General features: G+C 54.4%; 22 protein-coding genes and 1 pseudogene. 14 read left to right on the top strand and 9 right to left on the bottom strand.

Features of this window, described 5'->3' with window-relative positions:
* Nucleotides 1–82: 82 nt before the first annotated feature.
* A complete protein-coding gene (locus tag HALTADL_RS01150; RefSeq protein ID WP_218143691.1) occupies nt 83–499 on the top strand; it encodes a hypothetical protein in 417 nt (138 codons plus the stop codon).
* A gap of 51 nt (nt 500–550) precedes the next feature.
* On the opposite strand, the gene HALTADL_RS01145 is transcribed toward HALTADL_RS01150, so the two are convergent.
* Nucleotides 551–1,453 carry an NAD(P)H-binding protein gene (locus HALTADL_RS01145; RefSeq protein ID WP_089673253.1) on the bottom strand — a complete coding sequence of 301 codons (903 nt, stop codon included), beginning with the start codon at nt 1,451–1,453 and terminating at the stop codon, nt 551–553.
* Nucleotides 1,454–1,577: 124 nt separating this feature from the next.
* Here HALTADL_RS01145 and HALTADL_RS01140 point away from each other — a divergent pair, with 124 nt between their 5' ends.
* Complete coding sequence (locus HALTADL_RS01140; protein WP_089673254.1) at nt 1,578–2,228, top strand: HVO_2922 family protein; 651 nt, start codon at nt 1,578–1,580, stop codon at nt 2,226–2,228.
* Between the two features lie 33 nt (nt 2,229–2,261).
* Here the strand turns inward: HALTADL_RS01140 and HALTADL_RS01135 are convergent, their stop codons facing one another.
* Entirely contained in the window at nt 2,262–2,816 is a 555-nt protein-coding gene (locus HALTADL_RS01135) for a DUF6789 family protein (RefSeq protein ID WP_089673255.1), read from the bottom strand.
* A 186-nt stretch (nt 2,817–3,002) separates the two neighbouring features.
* Between HALTADL_RS01135 and HALTADL_RS01130 the strand changes: the two genes are divergently transcribed.
* From HALTADL_RS01130 to HALTADL_RS01110, 5 genes are all read left to right on the top strand, one after another.
* Complete coding sequence (locus tag HALTADL_RS01130; RefSeq protein WP_089673256.1) at nt 3,003–4,895, top strand: glycoside hydrolase family 15 protein; 1,893 nt, start codon at nt 3,003–3,005, stop codon at nt 4,893–4,895.
* A gap of 9 nt (nt 4,896–4,904) precedes the next feature.
* The gene (locus HALTADL_RS01125) at nt 4,905–6,245 is read left to right on the top strand and encodes a vitamin K epoxide reductase family protein (protein ID WP_089673257.1); all 1,341 of its coding nucleotides are present in this window, start codon (nt 4,905–4,907) and stop codon (nt 6,243–6,245) included.
* A gap of 9 nt (nt 6,246–6,254) precedes the next feature.
* A complete protein-coding gene (locus HALTADL_RS01120; protein WP_089673258.1) occupies nt 6,255–7,271 on the top strand; it encodes an SDR family oxidoreductase in 1,017 nt (338 codons plus the stop codon).
* Between the two features lie 180 nt (nt 7,272–7,451).
* The gene (locus tag HALTADL_RS01115) at nt 7,452–8,588 is read left to right on the top strand and encodes a Gfo/Idh/MocA family protein (protein ID WP_177171945.1); all 1,137 of its coding nucleotides are present in this window, start codon (nt 7,452–7,454) and stop codon (nt 8,586–8,588) included.
* Nucleotides 8,589–9,089: 501 nt separating this feature from the next.
* The gene (locus tag HALTADL_RS01110; RefSeq protein WP_089673259.1) at nt 9,090–9,272 is read left to right on the top strand and encodes a hypothetical protein; all 183 of its coding nucleotides are present in this window, start codon (nt 9,090–9,092) and stop codon (nt 9,270–9,272) included.
* Between the two features lie 3 nt (nt 9,273–9,275).
* On the opposite strand, the gene HALTADL_RS01105 is transcribed toward HALTADL_RS01110, so the two are convergent.
* Complete coding sequence (locus HALTADL_RS01105) at nt 9,276–10,124, bottom strand: translation initiation factor eIF-2B (RefSeq protein WP_089673260.1); 849 nt, start codon at nt 10,122–10,124, stop codon at nt 9,276–9,278.
* Between the two features lie 127 nt (nt 10,125–10,251).
* On the opposite strand from HALTADL_RS01105, the gene HALTADL_RS01100 reads away from it, so the two are divergent.
* The 3 genes from HALTADL_RS01100 to HALTADL_RS01090 all read left to right on the top strand — a co-directional run bounded on the left by HALTADL_RS01100 (nt 10,252) and on the right by HALTADL_RS01090 (nt 13,786).
* Entirely contained in the window at nt 10,252–11,916 is a 1,665-nt protein-coding gene (locus tag HALTADL_RS01100) for a HEAT repeat domain-containing protein (protein ID WP_089673261.1), read from the top strand.
* Nucleotides 11,917–12,170: 254 nt separating this feature from the next.
* Nucleotides 12,171–12,755: a hypothetical protein gene (locus HALTADL_RS01095; RefSeq protein ID WP_089673262.1), complete on the top strand. Its 585-nt coding sequence runs from the start codon at nt 12,171–12,173 to the stop codon at nt 12,753–12,755.
* On the top strand, nt 12,752–13,786 hold the full coding sequence (locus HALTADL_RS01090) for a tyrosine-type recombinase/integrase (protein ID WP_089673263.1): 1,035 nt from the start codon (nt 12,752–12,754) through the stop codon (nt 13,784–13,786). Before HALTADL_RS01095 ends, HALTADL_RS01090 begins: the two co-directional genes overlap by 4 nt.
* A gap of 333 nt (nt 13,787–14,119) precedes the next feature.
* Here HALTADL_RS01090 and HALTADL_RS17110 read toward each other — a convergent pair whose 3' ends face one another.
* Nucleotides 14,120–14,779 (bottom strand): hypothetical protein, encoded by a 660-nt coding sequence (locus HALTADL_RS17110; protein ID WP_143054174.1) that lies wholly within the window; start codon nt 14,777–14,779, stop codon nt 14,120–14,122.
* Nucleotides 14,780–14,966: 187 nt separating this feature from the next.
* On the opposite strand from HALTADL_RS17110, the gene HALTADL_RS01085 reads away from it, so the two are divergent.
* Nucleotides 14,967–15,548, top strand: coding sequence for a hypothetical protein (locus tag HALTADL_RS01085; protein WP_089673264.1), 582 nt, complete (start codon nt 14,967–14,969; stop codon nt 15,546–15,548).
* 509 nt (nt 15,549–16,057) lie between these two features.
* On the opposite strand, the gene HALTADL_RS17105 is transcribed toward HALTADL_RS01085, so the two are convergent.
* Complete coding sequence (locus HALTADL_RS17105) at nt 16,058–16,642, bottom strand: SlyX family protein (RefSeq protein ID WP_143054175.1); 585 nt, start codon at nt 16,640–16,642, stop codon at nt 16,058–16,060.
* Nucleotides 16,643–17,053: 411 nt separating this feature from the next.
* On the opposite strand from HALTADL_RS17105, the gene HALTADL_RS17100 reads away from it, so the two are divergent.
* Complete coding sequence (locus tag HALTADL_RS17100) at nt 17,054–17,560, top strand: hypothetical protein (protein ID WP_143054176.1); 507 nt, start codon at nt 17,054–17,056, stop codon at nt 17,558–17,560.
* A 54-nt stretch (nt 17,561–17,614) separates the two neighbouring features.
* Here the strand turns inward: HALTADL_RS17100 and HALTADL_RS17015 are convergent.
* The 4 genes and pseudogenes from HALTADL_RS17015 to HALTADL_RS01065 form a co-directional block, all read right to left on the bottom strand.
* Nucleotides 17,615–18,082 (bottom strand): annotated as a pseudogene (locus tag HALTADL_RS17015) (SLATT domain-containing protein); the annotation flags it as partial.
* Nucleotides 18,083–18,114: 32 nt separating this feature from the next.
* Entirely contained in the window at nt 18,115–19,053 is a 939-nt protein-coding gene (locus tag HALTADL_RS01075; protein ID WP_015911568.1) for a transposase, read from the bottom strand.
* Between the two features lie 178 nt (nt 19,054–19,231).
* A complete protein-coding gene (locus HALTADL_RS01070; RefSeq protein WP_245708389.1) occupies nt 19,232–20,251 on the bottom strand; it encodes a CBASS oligonucleotide cyclase in 1,020 nt (339 codons plus the stop codon).
* A complete protein-coding gene (locus tag HALTADL_RS01065) occupies nt 20,170–20,952 on the bottom strand; it encodes a hypothetical protein (RefSeq protein ID WP_143054125.1) in 783 nt (260 codons plus the stop codon). Before HALTADL_RS01065 ends, HALTADL_RS01070 begins: the two co-directional genes overlap by 82 nt.
* A gap of 156 nt (nt 20,953–21,108) precedes the next feature.
* On the opposite strand from HALTADL_RS01065, the gene HALTADL_RS01060 reads away from it, so the two are divergent.
* Nucleotides 21,109–21,549 carry a TrmB family transcriptional regulator gene (locus HALTADL_RS01060; RefSeq protein WP_143054124.1) on the top strand — a complete coding sequence of 147 codons (441 nt, stop codon included), beginning with the start codon at nt 21,109–21,111 and terminating at the stop codon, nt 21,547–21,549.
* Nucleotides 21,550–21,865: 316 nt separating this feature from the next.
* A complete protein-coding gene (locus HALTADL_RS01050; RefSeq protein WP_162551644.1) occupies nt 21,866–22,297 on the top strand; it encodes a helix-turn-helix transcriptional regulator in 432 nt (143 codons plus the stop codon).
* Nucleotides 22,298–22,369: the final 72 nt, after the last annotated feature.

Here is a 22,369-nt window from a genome sequence, read left to right as displayed (position 1 = left end):
GAACATAAAACCGCCTGCTCGTCGGTCCTTCTATTCGGGGCTGTTCGAAAGAATCACGCCGCTCGGCGACATACCAGCAGTCGTGAGTAGCCCACTGTCGGTTCTCGTCTACGACGGCCGCAAAGAGGCGTTTCGAACCGCGGTCGACGTGTTGACCTACGGGATGGACGACGTGATTCCGGTCCCATGGGAGTCCGACGTGGTCCAGGAGTTCCTCGAAGCCCAGTTCGGCAGCCGACCGTTCGTCTTCGTGCTGATCGAGGGCGATGCTGTCCACGCTGGCGAGACGGCCGTCAAGCGGGCGATGGATGCCCGCGGGATCGCCTCGCCGGTGGCCCGCGGGTTCGAAGCGCTGTACCCCAAAATCGCCGCGCCCTTCGGCCGTGTCGTCCACGGCGAGGCCCCCGCCGAGATCCACGGCACCTACAGACTCGATCCCGACGCGCGGGAGTTCGTCGAGACGATCCGACAGGACCACGCCGACTCCCGGCGGAAGTAGGTCGACCACTGACGGTCGTCGGTCGACTGGCAGGCGTCGTCGACCGCCGTCTCAGCGTTCGGCGGCCGCTCGGAGTTCGGCCAACGCGTCCTGGACTGCGGTCTCGATCGAAGTTTGGTCGATCGGCACGACGGTCTGCAGGTCGCTTGCGGCCTCGACGGTCACCGGATTGCGCATACTCTCGGCCAGCGCCTGGGCGATGTCGAACTGCACGTCGGTCGTCAGCCGGAGCCAGTACGACGAGAGCTTCGGCGTCATCACCGGCACCGGCACGATGTACACCGTCTTGCCTTTTGCTTTCGCGGTCAACTGGAGCAACGACTCGTAGTTCCAGACGGAGGGGCCGCCGATGTCGTAGGTCTCGCCGCGGGTTTCCTCGGCATCCAGGACACCGACCAGATAGCTGATCGTATCCCGAATCCCGATCGGCTGACAGGGGGTGCGAACCCACTGGGGGACCGCCATGATCGGGAGCCGGTCGGTCAGGTCGTGGAGGATTCTGAAACTCGCGCTCCCGGCCCCGATGATGACCGCCGCCCGCAGGACGGTCAGATCGAACTCGCCGCCGGTCAGGATCGACTCGACCTCGCGGCGCGATTCGAGATGCGGCGAGAGGTCGACCCCGGTGCCGCTGATGCCACTTAAATAAACGACGCGGTCGACGCCCGCTTCGGAGGCGACATCCCGGAACCGCCGGGCGTACTCCCGGTCGCGGGCGGCGAAGTTGTCGGCGGTCAGCGAGTGAATCAGGTAGTAGGCGACGTCGACGCCCGCACAGAGATCAGTGAGCGAGTCGCCGTCGGCGAGGTCACCCTCGAAGACCTCGACGCCGTCGGGGAACGATTCCTGGCTCGCGCTCCGCGAGAAGGCGACAACATCATGACCCAACTCCGCGAGCCGAGCGACCAGTCGACTACCGACGAACCCAGTCGCTCCAACAACGAGAACACGCATTGTAACTCCCTACGTTCGACACGGTCAATAGCGTTTTCCCATACTGATAGATCCGTTCTCTGTCTTTCCAAGGTGGCTAAGTCGGGGACACGACTTTATAACAGTCCTGTGAAAGCAAAACTGTATGTCAGAAAAGACAATCTACGAATCCGAAACGAAGCGGAGTCGACGATCAATTGCGTCCTATTTGCGCCGGTTGGCAACGGCGCTCGGTCGGGGGGAGCCAGTGCCGGTCGACGACGAACAGACGGTGACGGTCACCCCGGCGGCCGAACCCGAGTTGGAAGTCGAAATCGAACAAGACGGCGAGACACTCAGCCTCGACATCGAAATGGAATGGGAGGGTGACATCGAGGACGTCGACACCGAGACGAACGTGAGCAAAGCCCGGTTCGAGCTGTACGAAGACAGCGAGGGCAAATGGCGCTGGCGGCTCGTTCACCGCAACGGCAACATCATCGCCGACGGCAGCCAGGGGTATGCCTCGACCCAGAAGGCCAAACAGGGCCTCGACAGCGTCGTGGGGAACGCGCCGGGTGCGTACGTGGTCGACACCTCGAAGGACGATCACGAGAACACTGTTGAGGACGGTGGCAGTAGCGCGACGTTCGAACTGTTCGCGGACAAGGGCGGCAAATGGCGCTGGCGGCTCGTCCACGACAACGGGAACATCATCGCCGACGGTGGCCACGGGTATGCCTCGAAGCAGAAGGCAAAACAGGGGCTGCGGAGCGTCAAGCAGAACGTCCGCGGCGCACCAGTCGAAACAGAGTAGCGACAGTATCGGTCGTCGACGACCTGGAGAGTCTCACTTGTAGTCGTACTCGGTGTCGACGTTCTCTGTTCCTTCTGTTCGAGAACCGACCCACGCGCCCAGAGAGATCCCGTAGACGAGATGCCCGGCGTGAAACAGCGTGAGTTCGTCGGCCTCTAGCTGTGTATCGAGGAGTTCGTTGAGGACGACCTGCGTCCCAAAGACGGACAGCACCATCCCGAACACGGACCCCCAGACGATGCCCCGCTGTTCGGCCTCGATTGAGCGTTCTGCAGACAGGAGCGCGAACAGACTACCGAAGAGAGCCCCACTCGTGGTCCCGTACAGCAAGTGCAGAATAAGCCCAATACCGGGGTAGTCGTTGGTATCACCGCTGCCGACGTACATCGCCCAGAAGTTAGCAGAGGGCGGCAGCGACCGCATAATTGGGAGTCGAAACGCGGTCATAATGAGCGTCGCCACGAACCCCGCCTGCAGTCCACGGAGAGCGGCGACCACAGCGTGAATTCCACGCGGGCTATCCGGGAGTCGGTCGTCGGTCTGGGTCGTTTTGTGGAGCCGTTCCTCAAGCGAATTTTCGAGTGACATGCGGAGGGCTACCACGAACCGCTACCTAAGCCTTCTCGCCAACGCGGTCGACCGACGACCAAGCAGAAACAAACCGGCCACAATAGACGACTCCGAGGCGGCCAAACGTTGCTCTGCATTGTCTCTGACAGACACCCGTGGGTGTGCAGTCAGTTACACGATGGGGTCAGTGGAGCCGCCCCGACAGTGACGCAGTTCAAACCGCTGGACGCCTACGGGGTCGTCGGGAACCTCGAAACGGTCGCGCTGATCGGACGCGACGGCGGGATCGACTGGCTGTGCCTCCCGCGAGTCGACGATGCGAGCGTGTTCGCGCGCCTGCTCGACGGTCAGGGTGGCCACTGTACCATCGCTCCCGCGGAATCGTTCGAGGCGGCCCAGACGTATGTCGACCGAACCAACGTCCTCCAGACCCGGTTTTCGACAGCCTCCGGGGCAGCGACCGTGACCGATTTCATGCCCGTTCAACACCGGACAGCTGATGACCGCCATCGAACACTCTACCGAGAGGTCACGGGAAACGCGGGCACCGTCGACCTCGCAGTCGAGTTCGAACCACGGTTCGACTACGCAGCAACGATGCCAACGCTCGACCACACCACCCACGGCGTCACCGCGACCGGCGATGGCGAGACACTGACGCTCTCGGGGACCGTTCCCTTCGAGATCAGCGACGGGTCGGCCACAGCCAGCCTCAGCCTACAGGCAGGCGAAAGCCAGTGGTTCGTTCTCGGCTACGATCAAGCGGTTCGGATCAATCCCGACGCCCACCGGGATCTGCGTGCAGGGGTCGTCGACTACTGGCAGGAGTGGTCCCACACCTGTTCGGCGTCGTCCTGTCCCGTCGCGGGCCCGTGGCACGATCTGGCTGTCCGGTCGACGCTCGTCCTGAAACTACTGATTCAGAAGGCCGTCGGGACGATTGCGGCCGCACCCACCACCTCGCTGCCCGAAGCCATCGGCGGCAGTCGAAACTGGGACTACCGGTACAACTGGATTCGTGACGCCGCATTCACGGTCCAAGCCCTCGCGGAGTTGGGCCACATTGAGGAGATCGAGGCGTATTTCGAGTTGTGTCTCGCCCACTGCGGGCAGGATACACCCGCCGAGATGCAGCCAGTCTACGGCCTCTATGGCGCGACGGATCTCACAGAGCGGACGCTTGATCACCTTGATGGCTACCGTGACTCGACCCCCGTGCGGGTCGGCAACAGCGCAGCCACCCAACGACAACTCGACGTCTACGGCGAACTCGTCGTCGGCGTTTACGAGGCGGTTCAGTACGGGGCTGATCTGCTCGTCGACCACTGGGTGGTGATTCGAGATGTCGCGGATCACGTCTGTGAGGTATGGGACGAACCCGACGTTGGTATCTGGGAGATTCGCGGCGAGCCAGAGCAGTTCGTCTACTCGAAGGTGATGTGTTGGGCAGCTCTCGACCGCGCCATTCGGTTCATCGAAGAGGCTGATGTCGGGGAGGCTGACATCGAGGGACCAGTCGACCACTGGCGGGAGACACGTCAGACGATCCGCGATGCTGTCCTCCAGCGGGGATACAACGATGAGTTAGGAAGCTTTGTGCGCTCGTTCGAAGCCGACGAGCAACTCGATGCGGCGCTGCTGCGACTTCCCCAAGTCGACTTTCTGCCCGCCGACGATCCACGGATAGCGGGGACGATTGAGGCGATTCGCCGCCGCCTCACGACCGAGGATGGGTTGGTGCGTCGACTGGAAGGCAGCGACGGGCTGCCGGGGGGTGAAGCGAGGTTCGTCGTCTGCTCGTTTTGGTTAGTCAATGCGTTGGCGGCGGCGGGCCGAATCGAGGAGGCGACCGACATCTTCGAGCGTGTCTGTCAGTGTGGCCGCCCGCTGGGCCTGCTTGCCGAGGAGGTGACGCCGGAGGGAGAGCAGTTGGGGAACATCCCCCAAGCGTTCAGCCATATCGGTGTGCTCACGAGTGCAATGGCCCTCACAACCCATGGCGGGCACCACTACGCTCAAAAGGGGTATCCACCCTACTCGCTTGCAGACCAGTCGTCGACGGCGTATCCGGGGCTGAGACAGGCAGACGATCACTGATACCAGATCATGAATCAATCAGATAGCCACGACGAAGACGATATGCAAGAGCCGGGAACGATGATGTTCAACCATCCACGCAAAGAGACGTGGATTCAGTACGGCGTCATCTCGCTGGGGATCTGGCTCGTCTTCTCTCCGATGTCGCTCGGCTACGAAAGCATCTGGATGACCTGGAGCGACATACTTACGGGAGTTGTACTGATCGCCCTGAGTGGCCTCACCGTCTGGCGAGGCAACCGGTGGGCGTCGTACGCCAACGGCTTCGTCGGCTTCTGGCTGCTGTTGGCCCCAGTCGTCTTCAGCGCGCCGACAGCCGCCGCCTATGTTAATGACTCGCTGGTCGGGATTCTGGTGATTACGTTCTCGGTTATCATCATGATGCGGATGGAGATGTCTGGCGGGAGTGTGCCACAGGGATGGACATACAATCCGTCGACGGCGGCCCAACGGTTCCCACTGGTCGTCCTCGGTTTTTTCGGATTTTTCGCTTCACGGTATATGGCCGCCTACCAGTTGGGATATATTGATTTCGTCTGGGACCCTGTCTTTGGCGACGGAACGGTCCAGATTCTCGAATCCTGGGTCTCGGAGGCCTTCCCCGTCTCGGATGCTGGGTTGGGGGCGGTGGCCTACGCAATCGAGGGACTGATGTCGTTTATGGGCGACAAAACGCGCTGGCGGACGATGCCGTGGATGGTGGCGTTTTTCGGCATCGTCGTTATCCCGCTGGGCCTTGTGCAGGTCCTCCTCGTTGTTTTCCAGCCCCTGCTGGTCGGCACGTGGTGTACCCTCTGTCTGCTGTCGGCGTTCGGGATGCTTTGGATGATTTCGCTCACGTTCGACGAGGTCGTCGCCATGTTCCAACTGCTCCGTCGACGGATGAGCGAGGGCGTCTCACTGTGGCATGCGTTCTGGATGGGCGGCATGCTCTCAGAGGAGGAGGCCGGGCTTCCTGAAGGAACCCGAGAAGACCCGGACCGCGCGGCAGGAATGTTCTGGGGGGTGTCGCTGCCGTGGACGCTGCTGGCGGCGCTGGCACTCGGCTTTTGGCTCATGCTGTCACCGACTGTCTTCGGCTCGGAGGGGTTGCTTGCCGACAGTAGCCATCTCGTCGGGTCGCTTGTCGTCTCGGTGTCGGTGATCGCCACCGCCGAACCGGCCCGCCTGCTTCGGTTCGTCAACATTCCGCTTGGTGGGTGGATCATCCTCGCACCATGGCTGTTCGGCGCGCCGCTACTCACAGTTCTCAACGGTGTTGTCGTGGGTGCACTGCTCATCGCTGCCAGCATCCCACGGGGTCAGATTCGGGATCAGTACGGCTCGTGGTGGCCGCAGTATGTCAGATAAGTCGAGACTATGTCAGCAAACACAGACCCAACGGTCGTTATCACAGGTGCATCGGCTGGCGTTGGACGAGCGACGGCGCGTGCCTTTGCCGAGAAGGGCGCACGGATCGGTCTCCTCGCCCGCGGTGAGGCAGGGCTCGAAGCCGCCAAACAGGAGGTCGTCGACGCCGGGAGTGAGGCCGTCGTCGTCGAAACGGATGTCGCCCACCCAGAGCAGGTCGACACTGCCGCCGAGGCTGTCGAGGAGGCGTTTGGTCCAATCGACATCTGGGTGAACAACGCGATGACTTCCGTGTTTTCCCCAGTGAGTGAGATGGAACCCGACGAGTACGAACGCGTCACCGCGGTCACCTATCTCGGCTACGTTTACGGCACGCAGGTCGCCTTGGATCACATGCGCCCGCGTGACGAGGGAACCATAATTCAGGTCGGGTCGGCGCTGGCCTACCGCGGGATTCCACTTCAGTCGGCCTACTGCGGCGGCAAACACGCCATTCAGGGGTTTACCGAGTCGGTTCGGACCGAACTCATCCACGAGGACAGCAACATCCAGTTGACGATGGTCCAGATGCCCGCGCTCAACACGCCACAGTTCGAGTGGGTCCGGAGTCGACTCCCCAACAAACCACAGCCAGTGCCACCCATCTACCAGCCCGAAGTTGCCGCCGAGGCCATCGTTTGGGCGGCCCACAACGACCGCAACGAACTCTGGGTCGGTGGGTCGACGCTGAAAGCTATCCTCGGCAATCGAGTGATTCCCCGTCGACTCGACTACCTGCTGGCTCGCACCGGCTGGAACGCCCAGATGATCGACGAGCCTGTGGACTCCGATAGGGCCGACAACCTTCGAGAGCCAGTCGACGACGACACCGATTTCGGAGCCCGTGGCTCGTTCGACAACAAAGCACGCGAGCGGAGCTATCTGCTGTGGGCGATGACCCATCCCAAGCAGGTGGCCGCCCTCACTGTCGGCGTGGCGTTCCTTCTTTGGGACCTGCTCGGTCGACTGGGAGATGGGAGCGCCTAAACATTCGCTCACAGTCGACATACCCATTTATTCGGGATGTCGTTGTACGTGGCTGTATGACGCTCGGCGTGCTCACTGTCCCCCTCGGCGACCGAAGGCTTCGAAAAGCCAGTCGACGTGCTCTCACGTGCGATGTTCGAAACCGAACCCGGCGACGCCTACTGGGCGGAGTGAGAAGTCGTGACTGAGCCACTTACCATCGGCATGCTCGGCTACCGGTTTATGGGTCGTGCCCACTCGAATGCCATCGCTCGGTTGCCGATGTTTTTCCCCGACGCACCCGAGATCGAGCGCCACACACTCATTGGACGCGATAAGGAGGCCTTGGCCGAGGCCGCCGACCAATTTGGGTTTGCACAGACGGCGACCGATTGGGAAGCTGTCGTCGAGGAGGTCGACGTGTTCTACAATCTCGGGCCGAACCATCTCCACGCCGAGCCCTCGATTGCCGCCTTGGAGGCCGGAACACCCGTGCTCTGCGAGAAACCCCTCGCGCCAACGCTGGAGACCGCCGAACGAATGCGCGATGCGGCGAGCGAGGCGGGCGTCCCGGCGGGCTGTGCGTTCAACTACCGATTTCTGCCCGCGATCCAGTATGCAAAGCAGCTGATCGCCAACGGTGATCTCGGGACGATCCAGCACGTTCGAGGTCGATATCTGCAGGATTGGCTCGTCGACCCCGAGGCACCGTGGGCGTGGCGGATGGATTCCGAACTGGCTGGCTCCGGCGCGCTCGGTGATCTGGGCGCTCACACCGTCGACCTCGCGCGCTTCCTCGGCGGCGACCAAACGGGCGACATCGAACGTGTCTCGGGCCACCTCGAAACGTTCGTCGACGAACGACCAGTGTACGACGACGAGGAGGCTATCGAGGAGTACCGACCGGTGACCGTCGACGACGCCTACACTGCCCAAGCCGAGTTCGCCAACGGCGCGGTCGGGAGCTTCGAGGCCTCACGGGTGGCGACCGGTCACAAAAACGACCACACGATAGAGATTCATGGCACGGAGGGAAGCCTGAAGTTCTCGCTGGAACGGCTCAACGAACTCAAGCTGTTGACCGGCGACAATCGCGGCTACGAGACGATTCTCGTGACCGACGAAACCGACCCCTACGTCGACCACTGGTGGCCGCCGGGCCACACCATCGGCTGGGAACACAGTTTCGTCCACGAAAACTACGAGTTCCTCTCGGCGGTCGCCGATGGAACGGAGTTCTCGCCGTCCTTCGACGACGCCTACGATGTGCAGGTCATCCTCGATGCAATCGAGCGAGCCGACGATATCGGTCAGTGGGTCGACGTGAGAGAACAGTAACCACGTCTCCGATCAGTCTTCGGCGTCGATCTCTTTGGATTCGGTCGACAGATCCAGATTCCGCTCCAACTCGTCGGTAAAGACGCGGTCGGTGAATGTGGCAAACCCGTAGTCGATCCCGTCACTCTAGGCGGCCGTCTCGTTGGGGATGCCCGGCTGACATGGCCGTCAACCACTGCCTTGACTGTGTCGTGATGAGTGTAACAACAAACGGAGTGTTCTTCCAGAAGTGCCAAGTCGCTTAAGTTTGGGGCAGGTGTAGCAGTAGGCGGTCAGGTCGACTTGGCCTGTCCGTCTCCCCTGCCGGCCCTGCACGCCCCTCAGCCACCTCTCCCCCAAAGGCTGGCGCGTGTAGCACCGACACGACGCAGCCACGACATTCTCAGTGCGATCCGTCCCCCGGATGCTGCATGCGTCGTGTCGTGCCGGGCGGGTGACTTCATACTCTCATGCTCCCCCCGAGACCGAAACGGTTTTTCATGAACACGGAGAGTGGTAGCTATGGTTGAGGTTAGTGGGTTCGAAATCGTCATCGCGAGCTTTTTTATTCTGATCGCCGGCGTGGTTCTATCGGCCGCCGGACTGCTCGAACAGGGGATCACGCTGTTCGTCTTTATGTTGATGGGACTGCTTGGCTTTCTGACTGTGCGAGCGATTCGTGGCCGAAAATTCGACTGGCGGTGAGCGTTAGAACTCGTGGATGCCGGTCTCGGTGATAAGCTGGTCGATGTATTCGACCGGCGTCGCATCGTAGGCGGGGTTCTCGATAGCGATTCCTTCGACCGGTTCGAGCATCACTTCCGACGGCGAGCGGTGCTGATTTTGGAAGGCAAACCCTTCTTCGATCACTTTGGCCCCCGAGCCGACGACGACGACCGGCACGCCGAGTTCTTGGGCGGTCGCCGCCAGCGGTAGGGTGCCGACTCGGTTGTAGAGCGTGTCGTCGACGATACAGTCCATGCCGATCACGACGCGGTCGCACTCCGAAAGGAAGTGACCCAAGGCACTGTCGACCATGAGATGCGGTTCGACGCGGTCGATTGCGGCCAGCATGCGGGCGGTTCCGCGGCCGATGTATCGAGGCCGGGCTTCCATCACGTAGGCCGTCAGATAGTTGCCGTCGAGGGCGGCGGCCTCGACGGCCGCCAGTGCAGTCGTCGAGAAATCGTGTGTCAGAAAGGTTTCGCCGTCTTCGAACGTTTCGGCGGCGTTGGCGGCAGCGCGGCGTTTGCCGGTTTCGATATCCTCGACGACGCGGTCGATCATCTCGCGGGTGAATTCCTTGGCCTCGTCGACGGAGCCGGAGACGTCGAGTACCGAGCGTTCGACCGCCCGAACCGCGTTGTGGAGCGAGGCGTGCGATGGATTGGCTCGCCGGAGTGCGCCCGCGTTGCGTTCGAGGTCTCGCTCGAACTCCTCGACGGAGGCGTACTCGCGGTCGAGTAGCTCCGATAGCGCCTGTGTCGCCTTGATAGCGATCAGCGAGGAGCTATGACTCTGCATCCCTTGGATCTCCTCGACTGTTTCGTCGATCATAGCTACATCTTTTCGCCTCGGCTGAAATGTGTTCCGGGGTTCGAAGGGGCAACCCCAATTATCAAACCCGTTATCTGCTACGGAAGATTTTTGAGACGATGGTTCATCCGACACATAACCACCAGCGATGCCTTCAACGCCGACTCCCCGACGGTCGCCCTGCAGTATCTGTGGAACCCCCGTCGGGAGTGCCGCCGCGCACGTTCCGAACCCGGTCTGCGATGTCTGTGATAGCCGCGCCGAAACGGTCGACGGTCGGCCCGCCGATGCAGCTGGCGAGCCAAACCCGGTCGTCATCGACGGTCACACTTGCTGGCGACAGTATACACTCCCGGCCGATGTCGACGCCGGCGGTGTCGACCACCTGACGATTCGGGATGCGGTCGGCTGTGACTCGGTTCACGACTGTATTCGTCGCCACACCGACGCCGACGGCGAGCCACTGCAGTGGTTCGCCCCCGGCCCGACCGGCGAGCCGATGCAGATCCGGTCGGCTCCCGACTCCGGGGAGGCCTTGGAGGCGTTTTTCGACCAGTTCGATAGCTCGACGGCGTTTCGGATCGTGAGCGAGGAAGGCGGGTCGACATCAGTGACGGCCGACCAGCCGGTTGCCGGCCCGACGCGTCTGCCGGCGGCGGCCGTTGGACTAACGGCTCCACCCACGTTCGAACTGATGACCGTCGAAGCTTCTCCCCAGCGGGTTCAGCTCTCGGTGCCCGAAATTACGGCCGTCGAGGTCGTCACGCGGGCCTCGCTGCCAGCACTCGACGAGGGGTCGCCGGACGACCGCGTCGACCGTTACCGGCAGTTGGCGGCGGTCGCTCCCGGCCTGCTGAAAACCGAGTCGCTGTGGCCCTTGATCGACGACGACAGTACTGCGGTCCGGTACGACGCGATCCGCACGGTCGAATCTGTGGTTGAGGACCGCCCCGAGGTCGGGCTGACGGCGGTCGACCGGCTTGTCGACCGGCTCGATGACGACCGCCCGATCCGGCTGTATGCCGTCCGGAGTCTGGCGACCGTTGCCGAGCGGTTCCCCGAGGCCGTCGTGGATATCACTCCAGAGATCATCGATCAGCTGAACACCGAGAGTTCGCTGTTGAACGCGGCTGTTACCCAGTTCCTGCTGCCGGTTGCCGAACACAACCCCACCGCCGCGCTGGATGCCACCCCGGCGATTGCCTCGCTGTTGTCGCCGACGCCCACGCGGGCGCGTCGACAAGCCTTGGCCGTCCTGAGTGTGATCGCCGAATCGTTCCCCGAGGAGGTCCGGCCGCTGGTCCCCCAGCTGTGTTCGATTCTGGATGCCGACGACGCGCCCTACCGGATCAGCTGTACGGCGGCGCTCGGCCACGTCACGGCGGCCTATCCCGACGCCGCAACGCCGGTCGTCCCGACGCTGTTGGATCAGTTGACTGCTTACGATCCCGAACTCCGGGGGAACTCGGTCGGCGTGTTGGGCGACATCGCACAGGGGTTCCCGACGGATGTCGCACCCTACACCGACGAAATTGCGCCGCTACTGGATGACTCAGATCCGACGGTGCGGTCGAATACGGCGGGAACGCTGGCGCGAATCGCCGACGAGTTCCCCGGCCGGATCGATCCGTTCGTCCCGCAGGTCGTGGAGCTTCTGGAGGATAGCTGGACCCAAAGTCGAGTCCACGCCTGCTGGGTGTTGGGCCACTGTGAGGCCAGCGAGGCCGTCGACTCGCTGACCGAACACCGGCGTGAGGACCCCAGCGACGCGGTTCGAGCGCGGGCGGCGTGGGCGCTCAAACAGATCGACTAACCACAGCGCTACGTTGACCGGTATTACTGTCACTACTTGGTAAGAGATGGTACTTGCTGCCATCAAATGGTAACAAATGGGTCTTTGACTGGGTACGGTCGACAGTGTGTAGCGATGAGTCCGGGGGTGACCGGTCAAAGTAAGCCCGTCGACGCCCAACGAGTCAGTATGGGATATCCGGTCACCTACTACTGTCCAAAATATGTACGAACGTATGCACAATCATATTACGTTGGCATGAGAAATACCGTAATATGGCCTCTGACGATTCGGAGCATGACAAACAGCCAATCTCACTGAGAGTTCCTCAATCTGAACTCAATGCCTGGGATGAAGCTGTTGAGAATGACGAGTACAATGACCGGACCAAACTCATTCGCCGTGCAACAAATTTGGAAGTTAGTGGTGGATTTGATAAGCAATCTGAGCTTGAAAGTGTAGATGTTGACCTCGCTCCTGTAGAGAACCGTCTACAATCGCTTGAGAACCGATTCCGGGACATAGAGGAAACACTCAGTCGTTTGGAGACAAACATTGCTTATCTCATTGATTTAGAAGGAGAAACGGTTAACATAAAGAGTGAAGTCTACGAGACACTGCCTCGCTTTGAATCACAGCGGGATGCTGAGAACACTATCAAAAATAACGCCTATGAACTGACCAATCCTGATGGATTACGTTCAGACGAGTATGGCTGGGTACAAGATATTCAAACTAAATTCGCAGGATACAGTGACCAAGATGTCCTGAGTACGTTAGATACACTCATTTCAGATATTGGCTCAGTCAATCAATTCTCAAAAGATGGCAAGAGATTCATTTTTGAGGTAGAAGAATGAGCCAACAAGAGTCGTTCGAACAACTTAAATCAGATTTTCTTGCAGGTCTTCCAGAGAAATTAGCAGACAAGTCGGTTGTTAGTTATAAGCAGTCAATAAAACGCCTTGAGTGGTTTCTAGATTATGCCGATTTAGATTACACTGCAATAAATAAGCGGTCAGACCTTGTAGTTCATATACCCAAAAAAGAGACAAGTCTTGGAACTTCTAATACACTCTTAGATTACTGGGCAAAGTGGATGTTACATGAGAAAGGGTATGCTGAGAGCACTATAGAAACAACGTACAGTTATGCTCGTTCATTCTTTCTGTATCTCTATAATGAAGGCCATGTCACAAAGAATCTGACAGAAGATTTTGTGATTGGTAGCTATATTGATTACGGAGCTACACTCCAGCAAAATAAGTGGCCTGAAAATTACGTTGTTATCTCTCCTGAGCAACATAAAACAATGATTGAAAATGTAGGACCACCGAAATTCAGAAATAAAATGGTTCTAAATTTGCTTTATGAAACAGGGATGCGAAGAGCTGAGATTAGTTCACTTGAAAAACAGCATGTCGATTTGAAGAAAAACGAAATTATAGTACCTGCAGTAAAGTCCGACAAAACAAGACCAGCAAGTATCTCTAAAAAATTATCTACTCAACTTGAAATCTGGAGGGATGTCCGTCGGGAAGCATACATTAATTCTGATTCTGATTATTTCTTTATCACAGATGACGCAAGGTCTGAAAATGGAATGTCACCTCGTACCGTTGGTGATATTGTCTCGTATGCAGCCGAGTCCTTAGAAGAGCAGGACACAGTTACAACTGCAGACGACACAGAACGATATAAATATTCAACTCATTCATATCGTCACGGATTCGCAGAGCAATTTATCCAATCATCAGGAGAGGCCTCAATATATTCGCTTAAAGAATTATTAGGTCACAAAGATGTATCCACTACTGAACAGTACTTGCTCAGTGAGAAAGATGATTTCTTGCGAAGTGAGGCGGATAGACACGCACCGAGAATAGATTAATAATATTTATTCAAGATTGAGTATATTTGAAGCACAAGACCAACTCGATTAATTTTGGGTGGTGGCGGGGTTGGTCTCGGTATTGCTTTACGCTGTTTTCGTACAGCCAGCATCGGGCTAGTCCTGACCGTTCGGTTACTGGAACTTCACTGATTACGATTTGCCATTTCTCTTCTGGTATCAAAGAACACAAAGAGGGACGAGATATTTGAGTGCTCGCCGCGGGTGAGAGTGGGTATGATTGTCGGATTCTGAGCTATTCTACAACACTACCAACTTCGAATCCAAAGTCTTTATCGCTAATCTATTTCCCAGTTACGTTCATTGAGACATTTATGTTCGACTCCCTGACGAGATTTCGTCTAAATATTTATCCATTTCGTCAGAAGTTACTCTCTCAATAATATCTCCGTACCTCTCGACTATCAGAGCACAGTAGCTCGGAGAGACATTTGTTTCCTTAGCTAATTCAGACACCCCAATAGACGTGTCTTTCGCATAGGCTTTGAGAATACGTTGTTTGAGTTTAGTGAGTTCCTCAAATTTTGCACCTTCTGTCCGACTGAGCTCAAAGAAATCATTTAGTTTTTTCAGGATTATTACTGATGAGGGTACATCTGTTTCTCCTCGATGAAGAGCAGAGTCTGTTGGTTCAATTGCTAATCCCGCATCATCAAGAGCAGCGTTTGTGAGTCGAATAAGTTCTGAACTATCAACAGTGTTTGAATTGACTGCCGTCTTGATTATTACTGCATCAACTCTGTCTAATTCATCAGGAACCTCACTCTTCAATAGGTTCGCTGCCTCTGGGTTTCCTTTTCCGTTAATTCTATCTACAATTTCATTATTCTCATTAATCACAGAAACTGAATCAGCTGGCGAGAAACCGGTTTTGTTTTTATGGCCATAATGTTCTGAAAGAGAGATATGCGTCCGAACTAGCATCTCATTATCAAACTTTGCCTCACAAATTGAACATACGTATTTTTCCATGTTTAATCACCTTGATTAATTATAAGTCTAAGCATATGTAAACATACCGATTTGATTTCTAGATGAACATACTAAGTTATTCTTTATCCCAGAGATGTCTTCTACGCGCATATTAACAGAGATTCAATAAAAACTTACAACAGTAGAGTAGACCAACTGTTTTGTATCATGATAGAATCGTTCCAGTATGACCGAACAGCCTGAATCAGGTGAACTTCTCGTCGGTTCGTACCTTCGACTCGTAGAAGGATGCGAGTTGGTAATGTACAACCAGCGGTCGCAAAAGCAAGGTGACCAGCTCGAAATCGACGTGATAGGCGTGAAAAATACCGAACATGGCGAACAGGTCGTCTATACCTGTGAGGTTGTAACCCACATTGACGGTCTTCACTATTCGGGGACACCTAACACTGACCGATGGGCGGAATACGGGAACGAAGACTACCAGCATACTCTCGAACGCCTGTGGCAGAAATTCAAGTCGGACAAAGAGTATGTCACCGAACTCTTTGACTCGGATGATTATTCCTTCATTTTCCAATTCTGGTCGCCCGTCGTACGCGGGAACCGTGACGAAAAGTACCTGCTAACGGGCCTCTACGACATGACTAATGAGTTCGACGAGCAAACCGGTACCGAACTCGAACTCGTAATCAACGAGGAGTACACTGAATGTATGAAAGCATTGCGCGAAAAGGCAGGGCAAACCGAGAAGGACTACGGTGAGCTCGGATTCCGTATCCTACAGATACTTGAACATCTACGGTAAAGTGGGCTATTCGTCAGTGGCTAACTCATGGAACTACTGCCACGACCAGAAATATGTTGACTTGTCAATTATTTCTCCCGAATGTCTTTGAGGAGAATGTTCCATATCGGGCTCAAGTCCGTAACCAGTTTTTATCTCACACAAAATTTGGCACATCGACCTGACAATTGATGTTAGGTAAGGATGTCACGGGGGGCCAACTGCGCTATAGACTCCAAACGGGAGTATTATAGCTTGTTTCTAAGTTACACCCTATAGTTTCTTTTCGTTCCCTACTGTTATAAGTATTACCCTAAATTAACTAAATAAAATTCGTATTTATTGAAGATAAATTGGTTTGAGGATTCGGTTTCGAATATGGTTCGTCGTGAAATATTTTGTGACTCTTATCAAAACCCGTAAAATCTCTTGTTTTAACGATTTTAACTCTTTAGAATAGCCTTAGGTGACATTCATACCTGACACCAATCGTCAGACACTATATAGAATAATCCTAGAATCTAATTTTCTTAAGTTGACTTCGCTTCCTTCCTAAGTTCTTGTTCTGTTGTAACGATTTTTTTGTTAGAGGGAAGGTAAAGTCCGTGTCCATTCTTCCGTCTGTGTTCAAATTTCCCGTTACTAAGGTCCACTGCAGCCCTGAATGCACGTCCAATTTGTGTACTTGCTAGATGCTCTCCGTATTTTGATTCGTATAGTGTTTTCAAGTTGTTATTTTTAACATTTAATTTGCTGCCACCTGGTGTTTTCGAAGACCACTTAGAGAAATTCAGAATAATCCGTGCTGCTCTTATATCTCTTTGATGTTTGATGAAATCAGATTTTTCAGGGTCATTATATTTCACAATTGCATTTTCAATTGGAGACAAAGTAACGTTTCCTGCACCTACTGCTAAAGAATCAATATCATCTTCAATAGAATCCAAACTACGTGTGATACTATTAATTCGTGATTCTCTGAGTGTACAGTTATCTTCTAATTCTTTGAGACGTTCGGCTTGCGACTCAATTTGTTTCTGTTGCTCTTCAATTTGGGTTTGCTGTTTCTCAATGAGGTCAGATAGTGCCTCAATATCAGCTTTTGAATTAGTCATCTAAAATTAGTAAGGACAAATGGTTATTAAAACCTTTGCCGATTTTATAGAAAATTCTTAGATTTATTCATTTATTTGAGATTCTAACTCTGTTGAGAGCCAGCTTGTTGATTGAAATCATACTATCTAACGACAGATAGCCATTCAATGGTTGTCGTTCAGCTCAGCATACCATGTGATATGGTGTACTACACGGTCAGAGTTACACGGTCTACACACGGTTAACACGGTCAACCATGTAGAGAATAAATCACCCCTTGTAAGAAACTGGAACTATATTTTAGATGGTAGAGAACGCTCGTTTTCGTGGAATCTAGCTTTGAAAAACAATATAATTTGAATAAGTAAGGAATTTAATCTTATTTATAGAAATAAAAATGAATAGAAGTGAAATACATGTCTAGTTGAGAAATGGTGGGTAAAAATAACAGTGAAATTGACCAGAACGAGCAAGAATCAAAACTACTCACAGAAGTTGACTATATAGCACCAAAAGATTGCTTACCATATTATCATTCAGATTCAGACAGTGCAGATTATAAAGTCATCTCACGCAAGAATGACAGATTTGGGAATACCTTGTCTGGGATATTATCTGATGGAGAGAACTATGCATTTGGATATCGACGCGACGACTGTCAGAATCGAGATGGCTCTAAACCAAGTTGGAAAATATACCAGGCAGGGTCGGAAGTCAAGGTAATGCATGTAACGGGTCTACCAGAGCACATCAAATCCCAATTTAATTCCGTTGGAGAAGAGATTGAGGATTTGATAGAACATGAACTCGTGGAGAGGTTCACACGTGGTGAAGACGGCTGTGAGATACTCCAAATTGAGAATGGGTATTTAAAATTGAGAGAAGAATATAAAAATATTGGTGTATTTGAAGTAGAACTCCAATTCGAGAGTAAGTGATTTTAATAGTGACTAAGAGAGATTTTTCGGGGTTCTATGTTCCCTTTTGAGGAATTATTTGGGCTTGTTGGACAATGCTTCGCGGGTCTCTGGGGTCGTTGTGATTTCCTCTCGAATGCGGTCCTCACCTTTCCACTTGATGTATCGATACCAAATTCCACTTGCATCGGGTGTGGTCTGGTTGAGTTCTCGGCGGTCATTGCTGAGCCGATTAAATTCTGCCCTTACTTCCTCTGTACTCACTTCGTTTGATGCAACGGTAATAGAGAGAAAGTCACGGTATTCATCAAACAACGCGTGATACCGACGCGCCGACCGTCGAAACTCCTCTGCTCTGTCTTGCAAATTCGTACCTCTCCGATATCCGGTGATAGCTGCAATGAGCAATGCAGGTATTGCGATATAGCGATTCGGCATAACACCCCAAAAATTGGTGGCAAGAATGAGAGCTGCGGCAGCGAATATTAGACCATCCAGAGCCCGTGATAGAGCACGGTAGAAGTTAGCTGCTGCAAAGTGTTGCTTGTACGTATGAGGGTGTCATAGAATAGTTCTCATAGCGTGATGACGGTGCTTCCTGGATTGTCTCCGCGTTCGTCGTTGGTGATCGCAATAACGAGACGAAGGCACAGCGCGAGGAACACTTGTGCTCGTGCGTGGACGCGGCCTCGGGCGCGAACGTGCCCGAGGCCGCAGTCCTTGACGGCGTCGTTGGTTCGTTCGACTCCACTCCGGCGGTTGTACGTCTCGTCTAGCGTCGATTGCTTCAGCTGAACGTCCTCGCTGTGTTCGTCGATGCGGGCTTCGACCCTGTACTCGATGTCTTTCGGATCGTCGGTGTTTCGTGCGTTGTACGGAGCGACTGGCACGACCCCTGCGGCCAGCAGGTGGTCGTGCCAGCCGAGCGTGTCGTAGGCGCTGTCTCCAAGCATCCAGATCGGTTTCTCGACGGCGAGCGCGTCACACGTGACGCGCATCGCCGTCTCCTCTGGCGCTTGCTTGCTCTCGGTGAACTCCGCGGCAATCGGGATCTTTTGCCCGGTCGAGACGATCGTACAGCCGTAGCCGTGGTAGTACTCTTCGGCGGTTGGATCGTAGCCTTTCGACGCGTCTTGGTCGGCGGGCATCGTCCTCACGTCGGTGGAATCGATGGAGTAGGTCAAGTCGAGCAGGCCGCGGCAGGCGGCCTGCTCGACGAGGCGGTCGAAGACCTCGTCGACGACGTGTTCGAGGTCGGTGAGGAAGCGATCGACCGCGTCTCTCGACGGCGGTCGATCGAAGCCACAGCTGAGCCAGACGACCGTGTTCTGGAGTTCTCGCGTGACTGGACGGATGCCGTAGACGTTCTTGTAGTAGCAGTGCAGGAACGCTCGGAAGAGTGCTGGTGGGTGATGATCTCGTGTTCGCCCCCGGCGAGCGGGGGCGAACACATCGAATTCTTCGAGAAAGTCGAACTCAAGATGCTCGAACAACGCGAGCGTCTCGGTCGCCATTACATTGAAGAACTCGTCGATAGAAGTCTCCTCTTGCAGGATGCTGGCGCTCGTAGACACAGTTCCAACATCCTGCGTCTTCGTGTGTGACGCTTTCTATGACACCCTCTGTACGTATAGCAAACTGACTCAGCCTTGTTCTCGGCCCTATAGCGCAGTTTGCTCCGGATTCCGTCCATCAATCGATATCCTCCCCAAGAGCATCACCATATTTTTCATTTGCCTCTCTGCTGTCTCCGTCTCGACGACGTGTTCTCGCCTCACGCATCTTCTTCCGGGCAGCCTTTGCCTTCCTGATAGCTTCTTTCCGATTCGCCTGGTCCATATTCGAGTCCAATCGGTCCCCATTGACAGGGTCCCGAGTACCCCGCGAAACTCGACGAGGTAGTTCCTCGACGAATCCCTCGGTCAACTCCTCTGTCGTGGCATCCTTATTGGGATGATTATGGACGTAATCATACGCCATCACCTCCATGTGATACGAACTGACCGGTATATTCCGATTCTCACGGAGTTTCTTTGCAACGCGGGCGACCTTCTGAAGCTTGCCTCCACGAGCGTTATCGATGGCTTCGAACCGTTGCTTGTATCCTCGTGGATTTGTCCGTACCCAAGACTGTCCGTCACTATACGTGTCTGGGATTTTGTATCCACCTGTGTCATCTTTAAACGCTGGTGCAACGTCCACTGTGAAATCACTGAATTGGACGCTTACGACGTTTCGGTCGATGCTAACATTCGAATTAGGATACCGCTTTTCAAGTACTCGCTTTACTGCCCGAAGACAGTTACTTGACCCATTTTCTCCACGTTCCCATTGGCCGTGCTTCTCACGGCTCAGCACGAACATCACATCTGTATCGGAATCTTCCGAAAGAGGTCCAACCATTGTTCCGCGCGTAAAGGACCCGAACTGATGACTTTCAACAATCACCATCTCCTCTTCTAGAATCTGTTCCAGCCGCTCACGACGTTCGTTGATTGTCTTACCCTGCCGATTCGTAGGACCAGTCTCATCGGCATAATCATCTAACGAAGTCTGACCGGATTCATCGTGGCCTGGCCCATGCTCATCTTGATTTCCAGGGTGACTCGGCGGTGCAATACCAGACCCCATCAGGCCCACCCCTTCGAACTCGTAAACGTATGAAGCTGTGACTGCCCCGTACTCAGAGCAGCGGTAACCTGTCGGCTCCATTCGTCGTATTGATGTGCGGCCTCGACAACCGACACATCACGAGGGTTGCAGTTACGTAGCCACCGTTGACCAGCTGCTCCGGTCACACATGGTGGGAAGTCCGATACTAGGTTCTCCGATTGAAGGCCAATTAATATCATGTTCTCTGGTTCGTATTCGAATGAAATTTGTTGGACACGCTCAAGCAGTTCATTATACCGAAACCCGTAGCTGAAATACTGGACACAGTAGTAGGCTACTCTTGTACAGCCGAGCTCATCGAACGCATCATAACACAATCGACGTTCGTACTCGGTCTCACCTTTCACTAAAGGAACTACTTCGATACCAGCATCCCGGAAGTGAGGGACGATATCCCGGAGGTCCGCTACATACGTCTGGATGGTTTCAATCCGCTGAGCACGCGCGTCACGATTGTACACTGGTCGGTCGCAGGGGACAATAGCATCAGCACCGACTCGTTTGGCAAATGCTAGTTCACGGTCGGGGAACCATTCCTCCAGTGTTTCGTCCGGAATCGTAGATGCAAGAATGAGTTTGGCATCAATGTTTTCGAGGTCAATACCATTCTGGTCCAAACGACGGGCGTGAGGATAATCAAGCATCACAGCCTCAACTGTCTGCGCCTTTGAGACGAGGTTGAGATGCTCATCTTTTGCTTCTATCCGGGGGATAGGACCTGACAGATAGCTGCTCATCATCTACCAACACCTCTCATCTTATTTTCCTGCATTATCGGGGACAGTTACGTAGACGAACGGGTAGGGTTTATAACATAACCTAAACAACACAAATCATTGTATCATTAGCACAACTAAACAATGTTTTAATATACAACCACACAAGTGGTTGTTACTGTGTCAGACACCTCCGACCTTGATGAATCGCTCCAAACAATAATGGAGTGGGGAAAGTACGAAGCAGCTGCTTATCGGGTTCTCGTTCGATATGGGCCACTTGAGGCGTCAGATGTCGTAGTTCGAGCCGAGATTCCCCAAGGTCGTGTCTATGACATCTTGAACAAGTTACACAGCCAAGATGCGGTCGTGAAACAGGGCATCCAGCCGACGAAATGGGATGCTCAGAATCCACGTAAGCTCATTGAGCCAAACCAGCGGCGGTTCGAAGAAATGGCAGTTGAAGCCATCGAACGTTTGGAGCCTGCCTATGACCTGAATTTGGAATCCCAATCACATCCAGCATGGGTGACGACTGGAATTGCAGATACATCAACCAAAGCAAGCGAATTCTTTGAACAGGCTGAAAATCGAATTTGGATTCTTGAGCGCACTTTTTGATTCTCGAAACAAGATAAGAAATTACTCCAATCTAAAGCTGAATCGGGCGTTGATGTCCAGATTGTCGGATGGAGCGGCCGACCAGAGCTCCAGGATGTTGCCGAAGAGATGCCCGCTACCGAGTTTAGAGAAGCTGATGAGGTCGAAACATCGTTCTACATGTGCGACGAAGGGGCAGTATTGATTAATCTCAACCAAGGCGAGACTGGAATGCTCTTCCATGATACTGGTACGGCAAAGATTTTCACAGAGTATTTCCAATCTATATATAAGGACGCGAATGAGGTGACACCTAATGCATAGAAAAATGCTCCCAATGGCACTCTTGGATGCCTGCGAAGGAGACCAAATTGAGGGACGCACACGCCTACAGAAGCTTGTTTTCCTCATGGAGCAGGAGTTAGAAGATGATTCGACTGCATCGCTTGATAGCTCCGATTATAATTTCATCCCCTATGACTATGGGCCATTCTCGAAGGAACTGTACGACGACTTAGATTCACTTGAGGATGCTGGGCTGATTAATATGGAAGAAGAGGATATGGCGGACGGTAAGGTAAAATACAGCTATCGGCTCACAGAGGAAGGTCAGTCGTGGGTCCAGTACCAATTAGCAGATAAGAGTGCTGCCACAGCGCATTCATTAGCGGAGGACCTTGCTTCGGAGTACAACGGAATGTTACTGTCTGAGCTGATTGATGAGGTTTATGCTGAATATCCCGAATATGCCAAGAACAGCGTTTGGTAACAGTACGTTTTCTAATCAACTCTAGCTTGCTAATTAAATGTCCAACTCTTACAAGTTAGACATTATCTACAT

Origin of the sequence: Halohasta litchfieldiae (genome assembly GCF_002788215.1) — an archaeon.
Classification (GTDB): Archaea; Halobacteriota; Halobacteria; order Halobacteriales; family Haloferacaceae; genus Halohasta; species Halohasta litchfieldiae.
This window is presented reverse-complemented; position numbering and strand designations above follow the sequence as displayed.